Consider the following 21023-nt stretch of genomic DNA (forward strand, 5'->3'; position numbering starts at 1 on the left):
GTACCCTACAGTGCCGTGACGACGGTGCCGGTGACGACGGTCGCGCCGCCGTCGGCGAAGTTCGGCACGTCGGCGAGGGCGGCCTGCCCCTCCGGCGTCGCGAGGGCGGCACCCATGGCCTCGGCGGAGGCGAAGGTCAGCGTGGCGATCTGATAGAAGGGCGGGGTGTTGCCCTCGGCATCCGGGTCCAGACGCTGGATCTCGACGCCCTGCAAGTCGGGAATCTTCAGCGCGATCGGGGCGTGTGTGCCCTGGTAGTAGGCGTCGAAGGCGGCGGGATCGGCGGGGTGTCCGTACAGAACGGTGATGCGATAGGTCATGGCCGCGACGCTAGGGGGTGGCCGCCGCCGAACCGGCGAGTAGCCGAAAGTGTCCGGAATCGGGACAACCCCGCCAGAGGTTCAGGTGCGCGCGGAGATCGTCAGCGCGACGTCGTCGGCCACCTTGACGGTGCCCATCATCAGCGAGAACGGCTTGATCTTGAAGTCGGTTTGCGTCACGACGGTCTCGCAGGAGAAGACGCCGTCGGCGGAGGTGACGGTCAGCGGGTGCGGGCGGGTGACGCCGTGGACGGTGAGTTCGCCGTCGACCCGGTAGGTGTCGCCGTCGCGCTGTACCGCGGTGGAACGGTAGGTGATGGTCGGGAACTTCTTGGCGTCGAGCGACTTGAGCGCGTTGCTGCGGGCGATGCCCGGCTCGGCGCCGGTCCACGGTGCGAGGCCGCCCTCACCCTTGAGCACGGTCAGCGAGTCGACGTCGACGGTCAGCGTCACCGAGAGGGGATGGCCGTCGTCGTCGACCTCGGCCGTCGCCGTCCAGGAGGTCATCTCGATGGTCAGCCGATGCCCGGTGCGGGCGGCGCGGCCGGCGGTAGCGGTGTGCAGGAGCAGATCGCCGTCGGCGGCGGTGAGATTCCAGGTGGAGCCCATGGTCTCCACTGTGGCAGGTGTGCGACCCGGCGGCCAGTGATCGGGCGCGGTCGGGGCGAATGTCGGGCCCAAGGACCCCGGTCGGCGATTTGGGGAGGTCAGCCCACGGAGGGTAAGGTTGTCCGCTGGTGCTCGACCCGTCTCCGCCGGAGCCGGAACGTCAGCCCCGGGTCCCTACCGGTCGCCGGGAATGAGCTGTGTCGCCGCGCCCGACCGGCAGAATCGAACGAACAGTGAGGACTACTGTGCCTACCTACACCCCGAAGGCCGGTGACGTCACGCGCACGTGGCACGTCATCGATGCCACCGACGTGGTGCTCGGCCGCCTCTCCGTGCAGGCCGCGAACCTGCTGCGCGGGAAGCACAAGCCGACCTTCGCCCCGAACGTCGACGGCGGCGACTACGTCATCATCATCAACGCCGAGAAGGTCGCGATCAGCGGCAACAAGGCCACCGACAAGAAGATCTACCACCACTCGGGTCACCCGGGCGGCCTGAAGTCCCGCACCGTCGGTGAGGTTCTGGCGACCCGTCCCGACCGTCTCGTGGAGAAGGCCGTCAAGGGCATGCTCCCGAAGAACAAGCTCGGCGCCGAGATCGCCTCGAAGCTGAAGGTCTACGCCGGCCCGAACCACCCGCACGCGGCCCAGCGCCCCGTTCCCTTCGAGATCAAGCAGGTTTCCCAGTGACCAACGAGAACGTGAACAACGACGTCGAGGTCGCTCTCGACGAGGTCGTCCTGGAAGACGGCGGCTACACCACCGAGTCGGCTGACGTCGAGGTCGCCGAGGTCGTCTCGCGCGGCCCGGTCGTCATCGATCGCCCGATCCAGACCGTCGGCCGCCGCAAGGAGGCCATCGTGCGCGTCCGGCTGCTGCCGGGCACCGGTGAGTTCAAGCTCAACGGCCGCACCCTGGAGGACTACTTCCCGAACAAGGTGCACCAGCAGCTGATCAAGGCTCCGCTGGTCACCGTCGAGCGTCCCGACGTCTTCGACATCCAGGCCAAGCTGGTCGGCGGCGGCCCCTCGGGCCAGGCCGGCGCGCTGCGCCTGGCGATCGCCCGTGCGCTGATCGAGGTCAGCCCGGAGGACCGTCCGGCCCTGAAGAAGGCCGGCTTCCTGACCCGCGACGATCGCGCCGTGGAGCGGAAGAAGTACGGCCTGAAGAAGGCCCGCAAGGCTTCGCAGTACAGCAAGCGCTGATTTTGGCGCGACTGTTCGGCACCGACGGCGTCCGGGGCCGGGCCAACGACCAGCTCACTGCAGAGCTGGCGCTGGCCCTGGCCTCGGCCGCCGTTCGCGTTCTCGGTGCAGATGCTCAGACGCGGCCCCGCGTCGTCGTGGGCCGCGACCCCCGCGCCTCGGGGGAACTCCTGGAAGCCGCGCTGTGCGCCGGTCTGGCCGCCGCGGGTGCGGACGCGATCCGCGTCGGCGTGGTGCCGACCCCTGCGGTCGCCTTCCTCACCGCCGACTACGCGGCGGACTTCGGCGTGATGATCTCCGCCTCCCACAATCCGATGCCCGACAACGGCATCAAGTTCTTCGGCGCCGGCGGGCATAAGCTCGACGACGCCACCGAGGACGCCATCGAGGCCGCCATGGCCGGTGAGCAGCCTCGCCCGGTCGGCGCGGGAGTCGGCCGGCTGGTCGACGCCCCCGACGCGGTGACGCGCTACCTCGACCATCTCGCCGCGCACGGCGGCACGCACCTCGACGGTCTGACCGTCGTGGTCGACTGCGCCAACGGCGCCGCCGCGCACGTCGGCCCGCGCGCGTACGAGGCCGCCGGGGCACGGGTGATCGCCATCCATGCCGCGCCGGACGGACTCAACATCAACAAGGACTGCGGCTCCACCCACCTGGGCGATCTGCAGCGCGCTGTCCTGGAGCACGGCGCCGACCTCGGCCTCGGGCACGACGGTGACGCCGACCGCTGCCTCGCGGTCGATTCGACCGGCGCCGTGGTCGACGGCGACCAGATCATGGCGATCCTCGCCCTGGCGATGCACGAGCGCGGGGAACTGACCGACGACGTGCTGGTGGCGACCGTGATGAGCAATCTCGGCCTGCACCTGGCCATGACGGCGGCCGGGGTGGACGTCAAGGTGACCGGCGTGGGCGACCGCTATGTGCTCGAGGAACTGCGCGCCGGTGGCTACGCCCTCGGCGGCGAGCAGTCCGGGCACATCGTGATCCCGTCGGCGGGGACCACCGGCGACGGTGTCCTCACCGGCCTCCTGCTGGCCCGCCGGGTCGCCGAGACCGGTCGTCGGCTGGCCGATCTGGCCGCGGTGATGACCGTGCTCCCGCAGGTACTGATCAACGTCCCGGTCAGCGACAAGCACGCCGTCGCCGCCGCGGAGTCGGTCGAGGCCGCGGTCGCCGCCGCCGAGACGGAACTTCACGGTGCCGGTCGTATCCTGCTGCGCCCGTCGGGGACCGAGCAGCTGGTCCGGGTGATGGTGGAGGCCACCACCGCCGACGACGCGCAGGCCATCGCCGAACGCGTCGCCGAGGTCGTCGCCGCGGTCTGACGGCACGGACGACAGGTACCGCGGAAGAATCCGGGTACCGACGAACGTGGCAGCGGATCGGTGCGCAAGCAGCGGTCGCGAGCGCTGCCTGTGCACCGACGCGCTGCTTCTGTACCGATCCGCTGCTTTCTGGGGCGTGTCGGGGATCCGGCGCGAGGGCTGGTGCGTCTAAGTCAGCACCTGCGGAACATGAAGGGGCGGTGACTCGCATGTCGAAGTCGCTACAGGAGTTCATTGCCGACCACCCGGTGAATCGGGATCGTGTCGAGCAGCACAAGCGCCGGATGCTGGGGGAGGTGCGGGCCTATCGTCTCCGGGAACTGCGTGAGGCGGCGGGACTCACGCAAGCCGATGTCGCCGAGCGGATCGGCGTGTCGCAGCGGCAGGTGTCGAAGATCGAGAGCGGGGACCTCGACAACTCGAAGGTGAGTACTCTCCGGAAATATGTCGCGGCCGTCGACGGCGACCTCGTGATCGAGTACGCGAGGGGCGACGACCGGGGGCAGATCGCCTGAGATGCTCTTGCGCCGGTCCGGCGTGTAGTGCCGGGAGGAGTAGTTGTGAATCACCACCTGGTGGAGGTGGGGCTCGTCGTACACCTGGACACAGACGTGAAACAACTGCAGTCTGTGTTCGACGCGCTTGCCGATGCTGTCGCCGATATCGGTTCCGATGACCACGGACCTCTCGACGGCGACGTCGGCATGACGGTGGCCGAGCGCCTCATCTCACTGGCGATCACACTCGACGACGACGACGACGACGATGATGAGCGCGCCGCGCGCAGAGGCCTGGCCGCGGTTCGAGCTGCGGTGCATGCGGCCGGCGGTCCAACCGGGGTATGGGAGAAGTTCACCGTCGCCCGTGAGCGGGTGCAGGTCGCCTGAACCGTTTTCGGAAGAAGTGGAACCGGACGGGGGCCTGGTGCGTCTAATTCTGTATGGGGACCGAACTGCGGCTCGACGCCGCCGCGCTGGATCTGCTCGTCGCCCGGCAATTCGCGATCGCCGATGCGCTCGACGGCTGTGCGCAGCGATTGAGACCGCCGCTCGACTGGGCGCGGACGCCGGCGCACCGGGAGGTGGCGGGGACGCTCGAGCGGCGCCTCGACGAGCTCTCCGCGCGGATCGGCGCCGCGGGCCGGTCGCTCGCGGTGATCGCGTTGACCACCGCCGTGCAGGCCGCCACCGTCACCGAGACGGATACGCCGCTACCGGCCGCGGGGGCCTCCGGTGAATCCGATTGAGGCGTTCCTGGCACTCCTGCGGCTGTGGCGTGACCGCGGTGCGGTCGCGTTCGACGACGACGAGGTGGCCGCCCCGCATCGCGCGCTCCGCGACTTCGACCTCGATGCTTTCGGGGCGACGGCGCAGGCCCTGCGCACCCAGTCCGCGGTGCTCGACGACTCGTTGACCAGGCTCGACGCCGTCGTGGCCGAGACGCCGCTCGGCTGGACCGGCACGGGCGCGCTGGCCGCGCAGCACGCGGCGGCGCGGCTGGCCGCCGATCTGCTGCCCACCGCGGAGGCGGTCGGCCGGTACGCGCGGACGGTGAGCACCGCGCACGAGATCCTCGGCGAGGTGTTCGCCGACTACCGCAGCACCATGGAACAGGTGACCGGACCCGTCGCGGCCGGGACCGGTCCGGCGGCGGTGCGCGACGAGCTCGCCGCACGGCTCGACCTGGCCGAAGCCGCGGGGCGGGCCACCTCCCGCGCGGTGGACGAGTCGATCGCCGCACTCGGCGGCGAATGGGGATCGGACGGCGAACTGGTCCTGGCGGGTGAGCGGTGAGCGTCATCGCCGAACTGGAGGCCATCGGGGCGCGGGCGCGGCATCGACTGGCGCGGGCGCGCCGGACGTATCGGCGGGTCACCGACGAGCGTCGGGGCGGTTTTCGCGAAACGGAATCGCTGCCGCGCCTGATGGTCGCCGTGCCACTGGATAGGGTAGGACCGTGCCCGGAAAGAAGAAGGTCATAGCGCCCCCGCCGGATCGGCTGATGAAGGAGCTGGCGCGCCGTGGACCGCACAAGGTCGATCGCGGTGACCTGGGCATCGTCGGGCTGGCCGGTCAGGTGTTCGCACCGCGGACCGGCAAGGATCTGCCGGGGGTGGCCTTCGCGCACAGCTGGCTGCGCGGCAGCCGCCACTATCGCGACCTGATGTTCCACCTCGCGAGCTGGGGCATCGTGGTCGCGGCGCCGGATTCGGAGCGGGGACCGCTCGCCTCCGACGTGGAACTCGCGACCGATCTGCGCGCGGCGCTCACCGTGCTGCAGAGCGTGCGGCTCGGCGCACCCGGCCAGATCGGCGTGGACCCCGAGCGCATCGCGGTCGCCGGTCACGGCTTCGGTGCGGCCGCCGCGGTCCGGGCCGCCGGATCGCAGGCGCTGCTCGGCCGGCCGCAGATCCCGGTCCGGGCGGTGATCGGCCTGTTCCCGGCGCCGACCACATCGAGCCTGCTGGACGCGGCCGCCTCGGTGACCGCACCGTCGCTGATCGTCGCGGCGGCCGATGAGATGGATTCCATGATCGGCAACGCGGTGCCACTCGCGAAGGCGTTGGGCGGCGACGTGGTCTTGCGCACACTCGCCGGGGTGGACGGCCGCGCGCTGCTGGAGAATCCGTCGATCAAGTCGCTGATCGGGATCAACGGGGCCGAGCGGAAGGTGCACGCGGCGGTTCGTGCGCAGGTCACCGGCTATCTGCTGCACACCCTGACCGGCGACGAACGCTACGCCGCCTTCGCCGATCCGGAAGCCGACATGGGCGCGGTCACGGCCGTCGACGTGGCGACCGCGCGCCGCGCGGACGTCGACCACGTCTCCCAGCTGCTGGGCATTCCCGCCTACAAGGCGGACGACGACGAGGACGGCAAGCGCAAGAAGGGCCCGGCCGCTCTCGCCAGGTAAACTCGACGACCATGTGCGGAATCGTCGGATACGTGGGGGAGCGCCAGGCTCTGGACATCGTCGTCGAAGCATTGCGACGGATGGAATACCGCGGCTACGACTCGGCCGGCGTGGCCGTCGCCGACGGTGCCGGCCACCTGACGGTGGAGAAGAAGGCCGGGCGCCTCGGAAACCTGGAAGAGCTGATCACTCAGGTCGGCCCGGACACCCTGCGCGGCACCACCGGCATGGGTCACACCCGCTGGGCCACCCATGGACAGCCGACCGACCGCAACGCGCACCCGCACGTCAGCGACGACGAGAAGTTCGCCGTCGTGCACAACGGCATCATCGAGAACTACGCCCCGCTGCGGGCCGAACTCGAAGACGCCGGGGTCGAATTCGCCTCCGACACCGACACCGAGACGGCGGTGCACCTGCTGCGCCGCGAGTACACCTCCGGTGCGAACGCCGGCGACTTCGTGGCCAGCGCCTACGCGGTGCTGCGCCGCCTGGAGGGCGCCTTCACCGTCGTCTTCATGTCCGCCGACAATCCCGGCGTGATCGTCGCGGCCCGCCGCTCCACCCCCCTCGTGGTCGGTGTCGGGAAGGGCGAGATGTTCGTCGCATCCGATGTCACGGCGTTCATCGAGCACACCCGTGACGCCATCGAACTCGGCCAGGACGAGGTGGTGGTGATCACCGCCGACAGCTTCGACATCACCGACTTCGACGGCAACCCCACCGGCGGCAAGCCCTTCCACATCGACTGGGATCTCGCGGCGGCCGAGAAGGGCGGCTACGAGTACTTCATGCTCAAGGAGATCGCCGAGCAGCCCGAGGCGCTGGCGAACACCCTCCTCGGGCACCTGGAGAACGGGCGCATCGTGCTCGACGAGCAGCGCCTGAGCGACCAGGACCTGCGCGACGTCGACAAGGTCTTCGTCGTCGCCTGCGGCACCGCCTACCACGCCGGGATGATCGCCAAGTACGCGATCGAGCACTGGACCCGCCTGCCCGTCGAGGTGGAGCTGGCCAGCGAATTCCGCTACCGCGATCCGGTCCTCGACCGGTCGACGCTGGTGGTGGCCATCAGCCAGTCCGGCGAGACCGCCGACACCCTGGAAGCCGTCCGGCACGCCAAGGAGCAGAAGGCCCGGGTCCTGGCGATCTGCAACACCAACGGCGCGCAGATCCCGCGCGAATCCGACGCGGTGCTCTACACGCACGCCGGCCCGGAGATCGGTGTCGCGTCCACCAAGTGCTTCCTTGCCCAGATCGCCGCCGCCTACATGGTGGGCCTGGCCCTCGCGCAGGCCGTCGGCACCAAATACCCGGACGAGGTGGTCGCCGAGTTCCGTGCCCTGGAGGCCGCGCCCGCCGCGGTGGAGACCGTGCTGGAGCAGATGGAGCCGGTCCGCGCCCTCGCCCGCGAGTACGCCGCCGCCGACACCGTCCTGTTCCTCGGCCGCCACGTCGGCTACCCGGTGGCCCTCGAAGGCGCGCTCAAGCTCAAGGAACTGGCCTACATCCACGCCGAGGGCTTCGCCGCCGGCGAACTCAAGCACGGGCCGATCGCCCTGATCGACGACGGCCTGCCGGTGATGGTCGTGATGCCCTCGCCGGAGGGCCGCCCGGTGCTGCACTCGAAGATGATCAGCAACGTCCGGGAGATCCAGGCCCGCGGCGCGCGGACCATCATCCTCGCCGAGCCCGGCGACGAGATCGCCGCGTCGGTCGCCGACCACTTGATCCCGATCCCGCACACGCCGACGCTGCTGCAGCCGCTGGTCTCCACCGTGCCGCTGCAGGTCTTCGCCGCGACCGTGGCGCAGGAGCGAGGCTACGACGTCGACAAGCCGCGTAACCTCGCGAAATCGGTGACGGTCGAATAGCCGTGCTCGGCTACTACTCCGCCGATCGGATCCGCGCCGCCGAAGAGGCCACCGGGGATCTCCTGACCAGCGGTGTCCTGATGAGCCGGGCTGCCACGGGGGTCGCCGCGGTCGCGTTGCGTGAGCTGCGCGGGCGGTACGGACAGACCTACGGACGGCGCGTCGGCCTGGTGATCGGCGCGGGTAACAACGGCGGTGACGCGCTCTACGCGGGCGCGCGCCTGGCGGGCCGCGGCGTCGCCGTCGACGCGGTGCTGCTGGCCCCGGATTCCACCCACCCCGCTGGGCTCGCGGCGCTCCGGCGCGCGGGCGGGCACATCGTCGACCGGCTCGGTCCCGACACCGATCTGGTGATCGACGCCGTCGTCGGACTCGGCGGCCGTGGCCCGCTGCGCCCGGCCGCCGCGGAGGCGTTCGCGGCCGTCTCCGGGGTCCCGGTGCTGGCCGTCGACCTGCCGTCCGGGATCGATCCCGACACCGGCGTGGTGCATCACCCGTCGGTGCGCGCCGACGTCTGCGTCACCTTCGGCGAACGGCGCCTCGCCCACCTGCTCGCCGCACCCGAGTGCGGCCGCGTCGAGGTGATCGACATCGGCCTGACGACGCCCGACCCGGAGGTGGCGGCCCTCACCGACGCCGAGACCGGCGCGCTGTGGCCGGTGCCCGGGCCGCACGACGACAAGTACACGCAGGGTGTGGTGGGGATCCTGGCCGGTTCGGACGCCTATCCCGGGGCCGCGGTGCTCTCCACCAGCGGCGCGGTGGCCGCGACCTCCGGCATGACCCGCTTCGTCGGCACGGCCGCACCCGAGGTGGTCGCGCACCGGCCCGAGGTGGTCGCCGTGCGCGAACTCGCCGACGCGGGCACCGTGCAGGCCTGGGTGATCGGACCGGGCCTGGGCACCGGCGCGCACGCCGAACGACTCGTCGAGCAGGTGCTCGGCACCGATGTTCCGGTGCTGGTCGACGCCGACGGACTGACCGTGCTGGCCCGCCGGCTCGATCTGCTCGACGGCCGCACCGCGCCGACCCTGCTGACCCCGCACGCCGGTGAGTTCGCCCGGCTCGCCGGGCATCCGCCCGGCGACGACCGGCTGGCGGCGGTCCGCGACCTCGCCGGGCGCCTGGGCGTCACCGTGCTGCTCAAGGGCCGGATCACGCTGATCGCGGATCCGGACGGCCGGGTGCTCGGCAACGACGCGGGCTCGTCGTGGGCGGCGACCGCCGGAGCGGGCGACGTGCTCTCCGGGATCGCCGGGGCACTGCTCGCCGCGGGCCTGCCGCCGCGACTCGCCGGAGCGGCGGCGGCCCGCGCGCACGCGACGGCCGCACGACTCGCCGCCCGCGGCGCGCCGATCGGCGCTTCCGCACTGGCGGACACGGTGCCGGAGGCCATCCGCGTGCTCCGTGCCTCGGGAGGCGCGTCGTGAGACCGGCACTGGAGGCGTCCGTCGACCTGTCGGCGATCGCCCACAACGTCGGGGTGATCACCGAACGCGCCGGCGTGCCGCTGATCGCCGTGGTCAAGGCCGACGGCTACGGCCACGGCGCGACACCGGTCGCCCGGGCCGCGCTCGCCGCGGGTGCCGCCGAACTGGGCGTCGCGCATCTGACCGAAGCCCTGGCCCTGCGCGCGGACGGGATCGACGCGCACCTCACGTCGTGGCTGCACACCCCCGACACCGATTTCGCGGCCGGGATCGCCGCCGGCGTCGACCTCGCGGTGTCGTCGCCGCGGCAGCTGGCCGCCGTGGTCGCCGCGGCCCGTGAACTCGGCACCACCGCGACGGTGACCGTCAAGGTCGACACCGGGCTCGGCCGCAGCGGTATCGCGCCCGGCGAATGGGAGCAGACCGCGCGCGAGGTCGCCGCCGCGCAGGCCGAGGGCGCCGTCCGGCTGCGCGCCGCGATGTGCCATCTCGCCTTCGGTGACGAGCCCGACCACCCGATGAACACGCGGCAGGCCGACCGTCTCGACGCGGCCGTCGCCGATCTGCGCCGGCTCGGTGCGGCACCCGACGTGGTGCACATCGCCAACTCGCCGGCCGCGCTCACCCGGCCCGACCTGGCCCGCGACCTGGTCCGCCCCGGCATCGCCGTCTACGGCTACTCGCCGATCCCGGAGCTCGGCGACTTCGGCCTGATCCCGGCGATGACGCTCTCCGCCCAGGTCGCCCTGGTCAAGAACATCCCGGCCGGGCAGGGGGTGTCGTACGGCCACCGGTGGGTGGCGCCGCGCGACACGACGATCGCGGTCCTGCCCGCGGGTTACGCCGACGGCGTGCCACGGCTGCTGTCCGGGCGTTTCGAGGTCTCGATCAACGGGCGACGATTCCCCGGTGTCGGCCGGGTCTGCATGGATCAGCTGGTGGTGGACCTGGGACCCGACGGCGGCGGCGTGACCGAAGGCGACCGGGCCGTCCTGTTCGGCGCGACCGGCCCCGGTGAGCCGTCGCTCCCGACGGCCACCGACTGGGCCGATGCCATCGGCACCATCGACTACGAGATCGTCACCGGTATCCGCGGACGTGCCGTGCGCAGCTACCGCGGCGCGGCGGGGGAGGCGCAGTGAGCGAGCAACAGCAGGAGCCGGGACCCGCCCGGCCGGCGGTCCACGTGCCCGAGCAGCGGCGCCCGGGCTGGGCGTCGGGCCTGCGGGACGTCGGTTCGCTGGGCGCGACCCTGGGCGGCAACGTCCGGCGCTCCCGGCGCCGCAAGAAGAGCGGCACCGCGGTCGACCCGAACACCGGCGTCGATTTCAAGCGCATCTACACCGACGAGTCGTCGACCGTCATCGCCGACGACGGCGTCGGTCTCGCGGTGCGCACGCATCTGACCGGCGACGACCCCGAGCGCTCACCGGAACTGACGGTGATCTTCGTCCACGGCTTCACGCTGCGGATGGCGTCGTGGCATTTCCAGCGCTACGGCCTCGCCGAGCGGTGGGCCGACCGGCGGATCCGGATGGTCTTCTACGACCAGCGCGGACACGGCCGCAGCGACCCGGCCTCGGCCGCGAGCTCGTCGGTCCCGCAGCTCGGGGACGACCTCGCGGCGGTGATCCGGGCCGTCGCACCGACCGGCCCGGTGGTGCTGGTGGGGCATTCGATGGGCGGCATGACGATCATGGCGCTGGCCCGGAGCCATCCCGAACTCTTCGGCTACAAGGGACGCGTCTCCGGTGTCGCACTGATCTCGACCGCCGCGCGCGGCATCACCGAGGCCGGTCTCGGTGAGGGCCTCAACAATCCGGTCGTCGACGCGCTGCGCGTCTCCGTCCGGTATTTCCCGCGCCTGGTGCAGGCCGGGCGCGGCGTCACCCGTCAGGCCGTGGAACCGGTGCTGATCGCCGCCAGCTTCGGTCCCGACTTCTACAGTCCGTCGGCCGGTCACGCCGTGGAGTCGATGATCCAGAACACCCCCATCTCGACGATGGTGAACTTTCTGCACGCCCTGGAGAGCCACGACGAGTCGACCGCGCTGCCGGTGCTCGCGCAGGTGCCGTCGGTGGTGATGTGCGGCGACATCGATCGGCTGACCCCGCTGCCGAATTCGCTGCGCATGTACTCCGAACTGGGTGACGACTCGCGGCTGCTGATCGGGGAGGGCTGCGGCCACATGCTGCCGATGGAGCACCCCGACCTGGTCAACGACGGTATCGACGGGCTGGTCCAGCGATCCCGGATCGCCCTGAACCGGCCCAAGATGCGGTGGTACTGGGGGCGTGATGGGAGCGTCTGATCCGGTCCGCGGCGCCGCCGGGCGGCGCGAGCTGCCGGAGGTCGCGGACACCGAGGCGCTCGGCGCCGACCTCGCGCGGATCCTGCGGGCGGGGGATCTGGTGATCCTCGACGGGCCGCTCGGTGCGGGCAAGACCGCGCTGACCCGCGGCCTGGCCGCCGGGCTCGGCGTGCGCGGGCGGGTCAGTTCGCCGACGTTCATCATCGCGCGCCAGCACGCGCCCGGCGAGGGCGGCGGCCCCGGCCTGATCCACGTCGACGCCTACCGCCTCGGCGGGCTCGACGATCTCGACGCCCTCGATCTGGACACCGATCTCACCGATTCGGTGGTCGTCGTCGAATGGGGTGAGGGCGTGGCCGAACGGCTGGTCGACGAGTATCTGACGGTGCGGCTGCGGCGCGCGGACGACTCCGACGTGCGCACCGCGGAATGGGAATGGGTGAGCCATGAGTGACCCGCGGCTGATCCTGGCCCTGGACACCGCCACTCCGACGGTGGTGGTGGGGCTGGTGGAACTCGGCGACGCCGGTCCGCGCACCCTCGCCGAACGGGTCGTGGACGACCACCGCCGCCACGCCGAGGTCCTCACCACCCTGATGCGCGACGTGCTGGCCGATGCCGGCGTCACGGGCGCGGATCTGGACGGGGTGGTCGTCGGCTGCGGGCCGGGCCCGTTCACCGGTCTGCGCGTGGGCATGGCGACCGCCGCCGCGTACGCGGACGCCCTGGGCATCGGCGTGTACGGGGTGTGCACCCTGGACGCGATCGCCGGGGCGGCCGGTGAGTCCGCCGACGTGCTGGTGGTGACCGACGCCCGGCGTCGCGAGGCCTACTGGGCCCGGTACCGGGGCGGGCAGCGGATCGACGGCCCGCAGGTGAGCGCACCCGATGCCGTCGTCGTGGGGGAGGCGGCCGTCGTCGCCGGGACCCCCGGCTTCACCGACCGGTACGGGCTGCCGGTCTCGGCCGTGACCGTCCCGACGCCGGCCTCGCTGGTGGCCGCCGCGGATCTCACCGCTCCCGGGCCGCTCACGCCGCTGTACCTGCGGCGGCCGGATGCGGTGGAACTGAAGGACCAGCGCCGCAAGTCGTTGCTGCCGTGATCGTCGACGCCCTCACCCCGCGCGACCTGCCGCGCTGCGCCGAATTGGAGACCGTGCTGTTCGCCGGCGACTCGCCCTGGCCGCTCCCGGGCTTCGTGAGTGAACTCGCCGCGGCGCACAACCGCTACTTCGCGCTCCGCGCCGAGCCCGGCGGGCCGGTCGCCGGCTACGCCGGGATCAGCCTCCTCGGGCCGCCCGGCGGGCAGGAATGCGAGGTGCACACCATCGCCGTCGCACCGGAGTTCCAGGGCACCGGCGGCGGCCGGGCGCTGATGTCGGCGATGCTGGCGGTTGCCGATGCCGCGGGCGCGCCGGTATTCCTGGAGGTGCGTACCGACAACACGCTGGCCATCGGGCTGTACGAGAGCGTCGGTTTCACCGTCGCCGGGGTCCGGCGCAACTACTATCAGCCGTCCGGCGCCGATGCCTACACCATGGTGCGCCCGGCCGACGAGGGGACAGCGTCACCGTGATCGTGATGGGTATCGAGAGCTCGTGCGACGAGACGGGCGTCGGGATCGTCTCCTGGGACGGCGAATCGGCGACGCTGCTGGCCGACGAGGTGGCCTCCAGCCAGGACGAGCACGCCCGCTACGGCGGCGTGGTCCCCGAGGTGGCCTCCCGCGCGCACCTGGAGGCCATGGTGCCGACCATGACCCGCGCCCGCGAGGCCGCCGGGATCGACCGGCCGGATGCCATCGCGGTGACCATCGGCCCCGGGCTGGCGGGCGCCCTGCTGGTCGGCGTCGCCGCCGCCAAGGCGTACGCGCTGGCCTGGGATGTGCCGCTGTACGCGGTGAACCACCTCGGCGGCCACGTCGCCGTCGACACCCTGGAACACGGCCCGATGCCGCCCTCGGTGGCCTTGCTGGTCTCCGGCGGCCACACCCATCTGCTCGGCATCGAGGCCCTGGACCGGCCGATCGACGAACTCGGCACCACCATCGACGACGCGGCCGGGGAGGCCTTCGACAAGGTCGCGCGGCTGCTCGACCTCGGCTATCCCGGCGGGCCGGTGATCGATGAGCTGGCCCGCGACGGCGATCCGGCGGCCATCAAGTTCCCGCGCGGTCTGACCGGTCCCCGCGACGCTCCGTACGACTTCTCGTTCAGCGGCCTCAAGACGGCCGTCGCGCGCTACGTGGAGGGTGAGGTGCGGGCCGGTCGCGAGGTCAGCGTGCCCGACGTGGCGGCGTCGTTCCAGGAGGCGGTGGCCGACGTGCTGACCGCCAAGGCGATGCGTGCGGTCGCCGAACGCGGCGTCGACACCCTGGTGCTCGGCGGCGGGGCCACCGCCAATTCCCGGATCCGGTCCCTCGCGCAGGAGCGCGCCGATGCCGCGGGGGTGCGGCTGCGCGTCCCGAAGCCGCGGCTGTGCACCGACAACGGCGTCATGGTGGCGACGCTGGGTGCGCACGTGATCGGCGGCGGCGCCCCGGCGTCGTCGCTGAACGTGGCGACCGATCCCGGGATGTCGGTGCAGATCAGCAAGCTCTGAGCGAACTCATCGCGTCTTAGCGGACCCAAGGGTTGAGTGCTGGCACTCGCATGGGTAGAGTGCCAGATGGCAGAGGTTCACCGCCGCGGCACCCGCGACGACGCGGCACCGATCCGAGCCGACAACCCCCATCACGAACGCAAAGGACTGACATCGTGGCAGGCGTGAACATCAAGCCGCTTGAGGACAAGATCCTTATTCAGGCCGTCGAGGCTGAGACCACCACCGCTTCGGGTCTGGTCATTCCGGACTCGGCCAAGGAGAAGCCCCAGGAGGGCAAGGTCATCGCTGTGGGCCCCGGCCGCTGGGACGAGGACGGCGACAAGCGGATCCCGCTGGACGTCAGCGAGGGTGACACCGTCATCTACAGCAAGTACGGCGGCACCGAGATCACCTACGGTGGCGAGGCCTACCTGATCCTGTCGGCGCGCGACATCCTCGCGGTCGTCGGCTGATCGCAGACGCAAGAACCCGAGAACACCCCGGACGGCCGTCAGGCCGCCGGGGTGTTCTTCATTCCGTGGCTGGGCCGGCGGCGGCGGATCAGGTGCCGCTCATGCTCGGACAGGCCGCCCCAGATGCCGTAGATCTCGTCGACGGACAGGGCGTGGGAGCGGCACTGCGCGATCACCGGGCACGCGGCGCAGATCTGCTTGGCACGACGTTCGCGCTGCAGTCGTGCGTGCCCGCGCTCGCCCTCGGGGTGGAAGAACACCGACGAGTCCAGGCCCCGGCAGCCACCCTCGCGCTGCCAGTCCCAGAAATCGGCGTTGGGGCCGGGCAGGCGGTCTGCGGTGATGGTCACGGCTCTTTCCTCTCCTCATTCCGCGTGCGCATCCGCGCTCGCATCGCTCACGCTAGGGTGGCCGAATCCGGCGAGTCAAACAGCCGCGACAGGGTCTGTGAGCAGCAATTTTGCGGTCAGGTTAACGGGTGGTGCGGCTCCTGGCGTTTCGCCGTCTCGCGGTAACACCGGGTAAACATGACGTGGACCCGATGTCACGAGAAGCGACGAGTGGTCACCGATTGTTACGCCGCACGAAATCCGACGAGAAGAGGACGATGACCGGGGAGCACGCCGGACTCACGCAGTGGCAGCGGGCCGTCGAACTCGGCGCGCAGGGGTGGGCGGCGGCCGCCCGCACCGCCCTGGCGGCGCTGGTCGCCGATCCGCGGACGTCCACGGCGGTGGTCTCCCTCGCCCACAGCACCCGTGCCTCGCTGATCCGGCAGTCCGGGGGACACGCCGCGGCCCGGGCCGGGGACGGCCGGGCCTGCGCGCTCGCCGTCGCCGGCGCCGACAGCGACGACGAATGGCTCTCCGCGGCGTGGATGGACGGGCTCGTCGGGCTGGCCGCGGACAACCTGGGGATCGGCGACTTCGCCGCGTCCCGCCGCCTCCTCGACCGGGCCGCCGCCTGCCGCGCCGACGCGCGCACCGCGCTGCGGCTATCGTGGGTGCGCAGCGAATGGGGCCTCTACTCCGGAGACCTGACCGTCGCCCGCGCGGCGGCGGCCCGGTCGGCCGACCTCGCCGAGGCGCTCGACTCGCCGCGCCACGGCCTCAAGACCGGACTGATCGCCGCGGCCGTCGCAACCGCGACCGGCGACACCGAGGCGGCGGTGCGGGGCGGGCGGGCCGCCTACGACCGGGCGGGGGAACTGGGTCTGCTCCCGCTGCGCTGGGCGGCCGCGACGCTCCTCGCGGGCGTCGACCCCGGTACCGGGGAGTACGCGGCGTCCGCCGCCGAACTGCGCAGCGTACTGGCCCGCCGCGGCATGCCGCTCGCGCCCCTTCGGCCCGGCGAGCGCCACGGTCGATAAGGTGGACCGGTGATCCGCCGAACCCGTCCCGCCTCCACCGGGGACCGGACTCGGCACAGCGATGTAACACTTCGAGCACAGTGTGACGATGAAACTGACAGGTGAGGCGCTGGACCAGAAGGTCCGGGAAGCGGTGAGCGGGGACCGCGTGGCGCTGAGCTCAGTGCTCGAAAGTGTGCGAGAACCCGTTCTCCGCTACTGCCGGGCACGCATGGGTGCCGGCGAACGGCACCTGTTCTCGGCTGACGACGTCGCGCAGGAGGTGCTCATGGCGGTGATGACGGCGGTGCCCCGGTACCAAGACCAGGGTCGCCCGTTCATGGCCTTCGTCTACGGCATCGCCTCGCACAAGGTCGCCGACGCGATGCGCTCGGCGGCACGCGTCAAAGCCGACCCCACCGACGCCGTCCCCGAATCGGTCGACGTCTCCCGCGGCCCCGAACAACGAGCTCTCGACAACGATGCGAGCCGCCGGATGGCCGCGCTCCTGGAGACCCTGCCGGAGAAGCAGCGCGAGATCCTCGTGCTGCGCCTGGTGGTCGGGCTGTCCGCGGAGGAGACCGCCGAGATGGTCGGCAGCAGCGCCGGCGCGGTGCGCGTCGCGCAGCATCGCGCGCTCGCGAAGCTCAAGAAGCAGATACGACCGGGAGGTGAGTGGTGAAGCACGAGGACGAGTCGCCCGTCGACCTGAACGCCGTCCACCACGACGACGACTTCCTGAACGCCCTCATCGAGGGCCGGGCGCTGCCCGATCCCGATCCCGCCGAGCAGCGGCTGGGAGCGCTGCTGTTCGCGTGGCGCACCGAGACCCTCGCCGAGCCGATCCCGGTGGAACCCCGGCTGCCCGACGTCGAGCAGGCGATCGCCGTCGCCGAGGCCGAACGCAAGCGCCGCGCCACCGCCCGCCACCTGCGCCTGATCTCCGGCGCCGCCGCGATCACCGCGGTGGCGGCCGCCGGCCTGCTGGTGCTGTCGGAGAACTCGCAGCCGGGTGACCCGCTGTGGAACGTCAAGAAGGTCGTCTTCGCCGAGTCCGCCAAGCAGACCCAGGCCACCGTCGACGTCCAGAACACGCTGGAGCGCGCCGAGGTCGCGATGGCCGCGGGCGACACCACCGGGGCCACCGTGCTGGTCCGGAAGGCGCAAGAGGACCTCAAGCCGGTCCACGACAAGGCCACCCGCGAGCGGATGCAGCAGTGGATTCAGCGCCTGCTGTCCGACGACAAGCCGGTGACCTCGGCGTCGTCGACGAGCGCGACCACGCCGGTGGATCCGACCACGTTGCCGTCGGAGGTGAGCGGTTCGCCGACCACCTCGGTGACCGTGCCGGTGACCCCGACCAAGCCGCCGTCGTCCTCGCCGTCCTCGTCCGCGTCGCCGTCGTCGAGCACCAGCGCGTCCGCGTCGCCGCCGTCGAGTTCGATTCCGGAGAGCGCGGTTCCGGCCGAATAACCGCCCGGCGTCAGCGCCGGCGTTCGCCGAAGATGCCGTGGGCGTCGGCGAATCCGCGGCAGTAATCCCAGGTCACGTAGTCCTCGGGGCGCGGATCGAGGGCCGGCTCATGCGGACGGACCGAGCCGTCGGCGAGCAGCTGATGCAGGCTGGCGCGCAGCATGTCCCAGTCGTGGAAGTGATCTTCCCGACAATCCTCGCAGATCACCACGAGACCGCGGATCCCGCGCGGGGCGAGCAGCCGTTCGTACACGTCGAGGTCGGCCAGATCCTCGCGGACCGCCTCGCGCTCCTGATCATCCAGGGGCACACCGGGTTCCATCGCGTCCAGAGCTGCGGCGGGATCGCTCGGGTCGTCCGCGAACGGGTCCGGCGGCATTCCGGGAGGGAAGTGGTCATGCACGTCCTCCACCGTAGCCGATCGGGTCGGTGGCCGCCTCGGCCGATACGATGGAACGATGACGCCCGTACGCACTGGTGGAGATGATCCGAACAAGGTCGCGATGCTCGGCCTGACCTTCGACGACGTGCTGCTGCTTCCGGCCGCATCCGACGTCGTTCCCAACGCCGTCGACACCTCGTCGAGGCTGACCCGGGAGATCACCCTCCGTGTGCCTCTGGTCAGCTCGGCGATGGACACGGTGACCGAGTCGCGGATGGCCATCGCCATGGCGCGCGCCGGTGGCATGGGCGTGCTGCACCGCAATCTGTCGATCGAGGCGCAGGCGTCGTCGGTCGAGACGGTCAAGCGGTCGGAGGCCGGCATGGTGACCGATCCGGTGACCTGCCGCCCGGACAACACCCTCGCCGAGGTCGACGCCATGTGCGGCAAGTACCGGATCTCCGGGCTGCCGGTCGTCGATGATCGCGGCGACCTGGTCGGCATCATCACCAACCGGGACATGCGCTTCGAGCACGACCAGTCCCGGCCGGTGTCCGAGGTGATGACCCCGGCGCCGCTGATCACCGCGCAGGAAGGCGTCTCCGCCGAGGCTGCGCTCGGGCTGCTGCGGCGGCACAAGATCGAGAAGCTGCCGATCGTCGACGGCGCGGGCAAGCTGACCGGCCTGATCACCGTCAAGGACTTCGTCAAGACCGAGCAGCACCCGAACGCCACCAAGGACGCCGACGGCCGCCTGCTGGTCGGCGCCGCGGTCGGTGCCGGCGACGAGGCCTGGAACCGGGCCATGGCGCTCGCCGATGCCGGCGTCGACGTGCTGGTCGTCGACAGCGCGCACGGTCATTCGCGCGGCGTGCTCGACATGATCGCCAAGCTCAAGGCCGAATTCGGCGGACGCGTCCAGCTGATCGGCGGCAACGTCGCCACCCGCGACGGTGCGCAGGCACTGATCGACGCCGGCGTGGATGCGGTGAAGGTCGGCGTCGGGCCGGGCTCCATCTGCACCACGCGCGTGGTCGCCGGCGTGGGCGCCCCGCAGATCACCGCGATCCTGGAGGCGTGCGCGGCCGCGTCGGCCGCCGGGATCCCGGTGGTGGCCGACGGCGGGCTGCAGTATTCGGGCGACGTCGCCAAGGCGCTCGCGGCCGGGGCGTCGACCGCGATGCTGGGCTCGCTGCTGGCCGGTACCGCCGAGTCGCCGGGTGAGCTGATCCTGGTCAACGGCAAGCAGTTCAAGAGCTACCGCGGCATGGGTTCGCTGGGCGCCATGCAGGGCCGCGGCCAGGGCAAGTCGTACTCGAAGGACCGCTACTTCCAGGACGACGTGCTCGCCGAGGACAAGCTGGTGCCCGAGGGCATCGAGGGCCGGGTGCCGTTCCGGGGCCCGCTGTCGCAGGTGATCCACCAGCTGGTGGGCGGGCTGCGCGCCGCGATGGGATACACCGGGGCGTCGACCATCGGTGAGCTTCAGCAGGCGCAGTTCGTGCAGATCACCGCGGCCGGACTCAAGGAGTCGCACCCGCACGACATCACGCTGACCGCCGAAGCCCCGAACTACTACACCCGCTGAACCTTCTCCTTCGCAGAAAGGCGCCCTGGTGCGTGACCTCGTCGAATTCGGTATGGGCCGGACGGCCCGCCGGACCTATGAACTCGAAGACATCTCGATCGTGCCGTCCCGGCGCACCCGGTCGTCCAAGGATGTCTCCACGGCCTGGCAGATCGACGCGTACCGCTTCGAGACGCCGATCCTGAACCACCCGACCGACGCGATCGGCTCCCCGGCATCGGTGATCGAACTCGGCCGGCTCGGCGCGCTCGGCGTCCTGAACGGTGAGGGCCTGTGGGCCCGGCACGAGGACGTCGAGGGCAAGCTCGCCCAGCTGATCGAGATCGCCGACGGCGATCCGGATCCGTCGGCCGCGGTGCGGTTCCTGCAGGAGCTGCACGCCGCGCCGGTGAAGCCCGCGCTGCTGGCCGCCGCCGTGGCGGAGGTCCGCGCGGCCGGTGTGACCACCGCGGTCCGGGTGAGCCCGCAGCACGCGCCCGAGCTGACGCCCGCGCTGCTGGAGGCCGGGCTGGAGATCCTGGTGGTGCACGGCACCATCATCTCCGCGGAGCATGTCGCGAAGGCCGAGGGCGAACCGCTCAATCTGAAGACCTTCATCGCCGACCTCGACATCCCGGTGATCGCCGGTGGCGTGCAGGATCACCGCACCGCGCTGCACCTGATGCGGACCGGTGCGGCCGGCGTGATCGTCGGCTACGGCTCGGCGGAGGGCGCCACCACCACCAACGAGGTGCTCGGCATCGGCGTCGCCATGGCGACCGCGATCGCCGACGCCGCCGCCGCGCGCCGCGACTACCTGGACGAGACCGGCGGACGCTACGTGCACGTGATCGCCGACGGTGATCTGCACACCTCCGGCGACGTCGCCAAGGCCATCGCCTGCGGCGCCGACGCGGTCTCCCTCGGCACGCCGCTGGCGGCCGGCGCGGAGGCCCCGGGCCGGGGCTGGTACTGGCCGTCCGCCGCCGCTCACCCGGACACCCCGCGCGGCGCGCTGCTGCAGGTGGCCGAGGAGGAGACGCGGGCGAGTTTCGAGCGCATCCTGACCGGACCGTCCGACGACCCCGACGGCCTGCTCAACCTGATCGGCGCGCTGCGCCGGTCGATGGCGAAGGCCGGATACGCGGATCTGAAGGAATTTCAGAAGGTGGGCCTGTCCGTTCGGGGCTAGGGGCCTAAACTGA

At 71.5% G+C, this 21023-nt stretch carries 26 protein-coding genes; 22 read left to right on the plus strand and 4 right to left on the minus strand.

The features are described from left to right. Positions 1-5 precede the first annotated feature (5 nt). Together MYK68_RS05755 and MYK68_RS05760 are read right to left on the minus strand one after the other, a co-directional pair. Positions 6-320, minus strand: a complete 315-nt coding sequence (locus MYK68_RS05755; protein WP_247866852.1) for an EthD family reductase — start codon at positions 318-320, stop codon at positions 6-8. A gap of 81 nt (positions 321-401) precedes the next feature. Continuing rightward, entirely contained in the window at positions 402-929 is a 528-nt protein-coding gene (locus tag MYK68_RS05760; protein ID WP_247866854.1) for a YceI family protein, read from the minus strand. 245 nt (positions 930-1174) lie between these two features. On the opposite strand from MYK68_RS05760, the gene rplM reads away from it, so the two are divergent. From rplM to groES, 17 genes are all read left to right on the plus strand, one after another. Continuing rightward, positions 1175-1618: a 50S ribosomal protein L13 gene (gene rplM, locus MYK68_RS05765; RefSeq protein ID WP_247866856.1), complete on the plus strand. Its 444-nt coding sequence runs from the start codon at positions 1175-1177 to the stop codon at positions 1616-1618. Then, positions 1615-2133, plus strand: a complete 519-nt coding sequence (rpsI, locus tag MYK68_RS05770) for a 30S ribosomal protein S9 (protein WP_247866858.1) — start codon at positions 1615-1617, stop codon at positions 2131-2133. The genes rplM and rpsI overlap by 4 nt, the downstream gene beginning before the upstream one ends. A 2-nt stretch (positions 2134-2135) precedes the next feature. Further along, on the plus strand, positions 2136-3464 hold the full coding sequence (gene glmM, locus MYK68_RS05775) for a phosphoglucosamine mutase (RefSeq protein ID WP_247866860.1): 1329 nt from the start codon (positions 2136-2138) through the stop codon (positions 3462-3464). Positions 3465-3673: 209 nt separating this feature from the next. After that, entirely contained in the window at positions 3674-3979 is a 306-nt protein-coding gene (locus tag MYK68_RS05780; RefSeq protein WP_247866862.1) for a helix-turn-helix domain-containing protein, read from the plus strand. 45 nt (positions 3980-4024) lie between these two features. Next, positions 4025-4351 carry a hypothetical protein gene (locus tag MYK68_RS05785; protein ID WP_247866863.1) on the plus strand — a complete coding sequence of 109 codons (327 nt, stop codon included), beginning with the start codon at positions 4025-4027 and terminating at the stop codon, positions 4349-4351. 53 nt (positions 4352-4404) lie between these two features. Then, a complete protein-coding gene (locus tag MYK68_RS05790; protein ID WP_247866864.1) occupies positions 4405-4710 on the plus strand; it encodes a hypothetical protein in 306 nt (101 codons plus the stop codon). Beyond that, positions 4697-5257, plus strand: a complete 561-nt coding sequence (locus MYK68_RS05795) for a hypothetical protein (protein WP_247866869.1) — start codon at positions 4697-4699, stop codon at positions 5255-5257. The genes MYK68_RS05790 and MYK68_RS05795 overlap by 14 nt, the downstream gene beginning before the upstream one ends. Positions 5258-5420: 163 nt before the next feature. Beyond that, on the plus strand, positions 5421-6377 hold the full coding sequence (locus tag MYK68_RS05800; protein WP_247866870.1) for a dienelactone hydrolase family protein: 957 nt from the start codon (positions 5421-5423) through the stop codon (positions 6375-6377). Between the two features lie 11 nt (positions 6378-6388). Beyond that, the gene (gene glmS, locus MYK68_RS05805) at positions 6389-8251 is read left to right on the plus strand and encodes a glutamine--fructose-6-phosphate transaminase (isomerizing) (protein ID WP_247866872.1); all 1863 of its coding nucleotides are present in this window, start codon (positions 6389-6391) and stop codon (positions 8249-8251) included. A 2-nt stretch (positions 8252-8253) separates the two neighbouring features. Then, positions 8254-9681 carry an NAD(P)H-hydrate dehydratase gene (locus tag MYK68_RS05810; RefSeq protein ID WP_247866874.1) on the plus strand — a complete coding sequence of 476 codons (1428 nt, stop codon included), beginning with the start codon at positions 8254-8256 and terminating at the stop codon, positions 9679-9681. Beyond that, positions 9678-10823: an alanine racemase gene (alr, locus tag MYK68_RS05815; RefSeq protein ID WP_247866876.1), complete on the plus strand. Its 1146-nt coding sequence runs from the start codon at positions 9678-9680 to the stop codon at positions 10821-10823. The genes MYK68_RS05810 and alr overlap by 4 nt, the downstream gene beginning before the upstream one ends. Beyond that, positions 10820-11992, plus strand: a complete 1173-nt coding sequence (locus tag MYK68_RS05820; protein ID WP_502798302.1) for an alpha/beta fold hydrolase — start codon at positions 10820-10822, stop codon at positions 11990-11992. Before alr ends, MYK68_RS05820 begins: the two co-directional genes overlap by 4 nt. Beyond that, complete coding sequence (tsaE, locus tag MYK68_RS05825) at positions 11979-12446, plus strand: tRNA (adenosine(37)-N6)-threonylcarbamoyltransferase complex ATPase subunit type 1 TsaE (RefSeq protein ID WP_247866884.1); 468 nt, start codon at positions 11979-11981, stop codon at positions 12444-12446. Before MYK68_RS05820 ends, tsaE begins: the two co-directional genes overlap by 14 nt. Then, a complete protein-coding gene (gene tsaB / locus MYK68_RS05830) occupies positions 12439-13095 on the plus strand; it encodes a tRNA (adenosine(37)-N6)-threonylcarbamoyltransferase complex dimerization subunit type 1 TsaB (protein ID WP_247866886.1) in 657 nt (218 codons plus the stop codon). Before tsaE ends, tsaB begins: the two co-directional genes overlap by 8 nt. Further along, entirely contained in the window at positions 13092-13568 is a 477-nt protein-coding gene (rimI, locus tag MYK68_RS05835) for a ribosomal protein S18-alanine N-acetyltransferase (RefSeq protein WP_247866887.1), read from the plus strand. The genes tsaB and rimI overlap by 4 nt, the downstream gene beginning before the upstream one ends. Next, positions 13565-14593: a tRNA (adenosine(37)-N6)-threonylcarbamoyltransferase complex transferase subunit TsaD gene (gene tsaD, locus MYK68_RS05840; RefSeq protein ID WP_247866889.1), complete on the plus strand. Its 1029-nt coding sequence runs from the start codon at positions 13565-13567 to the stop codon at positions 14591-14593. The genes rimI and tsaD overlap by 4 nt, the downstream gene beginning before the upstream one ends. Before the next feature lie 155 nt (positions 14594-14748). Then, on the plus strand, positions 14749-15048 hold the full coding sequence (gene groES / locus MYK68_RS05845) for a co-chaperone GroES (protein ID WP_247866893.1): 300 nt from the start codon (positions 14749-14751) through the stop codon (positions 15046-15048). A 38-nt stretch (positions 15049-15086) separates the two neighbouring features. Here groES and MYK68_RS05850 read toward each other — a convergent pair whose 3' ends face one another. Then, positions 15087-15398: a WhiB family transcriptional regulator gene (locus MYK68_RS05850; RefSeq protein WP_247866895.1), complete on the minus strand. Its 312-nt coding sequence runs from the start codon at positions 15396-15398 to the stop codon at positions 15087-15089. A gap of 257 nt (positions 15399-15655) precedes the next feature. Here MYK68_RS05850 and MYK68_RS05855 point away from each other — a divergent pair, with 257 nt between their 5' ends. From MYK68_RS05855 to MYK68_RS05865, 3 genes are all read left to right on the plus strand, one after another. After that, a complete protein-coding gene (locus MYK68_RS05855; RefSeq protein WP_247866897.1) occupies positions 15656-16417 on the plus strand; it encodes a hypothetical protein in 762 nt (253 codons plus the stop codon). A gap of 88 nt (positions 16418-16505) precedes the next feature. Further along, on the plus strand, positions 16506-17078 hold the full coding sequence (locus MYK68_RS05860) for a sigma-70 family RNA polymerase sigma factor (RefSeq protein ID WP_247866899.1): 573 nt from the start codon (positions 16506-16508) through the stop codon (positions 17076-17078). Further along, the gene (locus MYK68_RS05865) at positions 17075-17869 is read left to right on the plus strand and encodes an anti-sigma-D factor RsdA (protein ID WP_247866901.1); all 795 of its coding nucleotides are present in this window, start codon (positions 17075-17077) and stop codon (positions 17867-17869) included. Before MYK68_RS05860 ends, MYK68_RS05865 begins: the two co-directional genes overlap by 4 nt. A 10-nt stretch (positions 17870-17879) precedes the next feature. Here MYK68_RS05865 and MYK68_RS05870 read toward each other — a convergent pair whose 3' ends face one another. After that, the gene (locus MYK68_RS05870) at positions 17880-18272 is read right to left on the minus strand and encodes a DUF5319 domain-containing protein (protein WP_247866903.1); all 393 of its coding nucleotides are present in this window, start codon (positions 18270-18272) and stop codon (positions 17880-17882) included. A gap of 55 nt (positions 18273-18327) precedes the next feature. Between MYK68_RS05870 and guaB the strand changes: the two genes are divergently transcribed. Beyond that, entirely contained in the window at positions 18328-19839 is a 1512-nt protein-coding gene (guaB, locus tag MYK68_RS05875; protein ID WP_247866904.1) for an IMP dehydrogenase, read from the plus strand. 28 nt (positions 19840-19867) lie between these two features. After that, on the plus strand, positions 19868-21010 hold the full coding sequence (locus tag MYK68_RS05880; RefSeq protein ID WP_247866906.1) for a GuaB3 family IMP dehydrogenase-related protein: 1143 nt from the start codon (positions 19868-19870) through the stop codon (positions 21008-21010). The last annotated feature ends 13 nt before the right edge of the window (positions 21011-21023 follow it).

The sequence above is a fragment of the Gordonia sp. PP30 genome (assembly GCF_023100845.1).
Taxonomy (GTDB): Bacteria; Actinomycetota; Actinomycetes; order Mycobacteriales; family Mycobacteriaceae; genus Gordonia.

Excerpts from the sequence above, each read along its gene's own strand:
- MYK68_RS05755 (WP_247866852.1), bottom strand. The coding sequence starts at position 320 with ATGACCTATCGCATCACCGTTCTGTACGGACACCCCGCCGATCCCGCC.
- MYK68_RS05855 (WP_247866897.1), top strand. The coding sequence starts at position 15,656 with ATGACCGGGGAGCACGCCGGACTCACGCAGTGGCAGCGGGCCGTCGAA.
- MYK68_RS05860 (WP_247866899.1), top strand. The coding sequence starts at position 16,506 with ATGAAACTGACAGGTGAGGCGCTGGACCAGAAGGTCCGGGAAGCGGTG.
- guaB (WP_247866904.1), top strand. The coding sequence starts at position 18,328 with ATGACGCCCGTACGCACTGGTGGAGATGATCCGAACAAGGTCGCGATG.
- tsaB (WP_247866886.1), top strand. The coding sequence starts at position 12,439 with ATGAGTGACCCGCGGCTGATCCTGGCCCTGGACACCGCCACTCCGACG.
- MYK68_RS05790 (WP_247866864.1), top strand. The coding sequence starts at position 4,405 with ATGGGGACCGAACTGCGGCTCGACGCCGCCGCGCTGGATCTGCTCGTC.
- glmS (WP_247866872.1), top strand. The coding sequence starts at position 6,389 with ATGTGCGGAATCGTCGGATACGTGGGGGAGCGCCAGGCTCTGGACATC.
- tsaE (WP_247866884.1), top strand. The coding sequence starts at position 11,979 with ATGGGAGCGTCTGATCCGGTCCGCGGCGCCGCCGGGCGGCGCGAGCTG.
- MYK68_RS05760 (WP_247866854.1), bottom strand. The coding sequence starts at position 929 with ATGGGCTCCACCTGGAATCTCACCGCCGCCGACGGCGATCTGCTCCTG.
- MYK68_RS05780 (WP_247866862.1), top strand. The coding sequence starts at position 3,674 with ATGTCGAAGTCGCTACAGGAGTTCATTGCCGACCACCCGGTGAATCGG.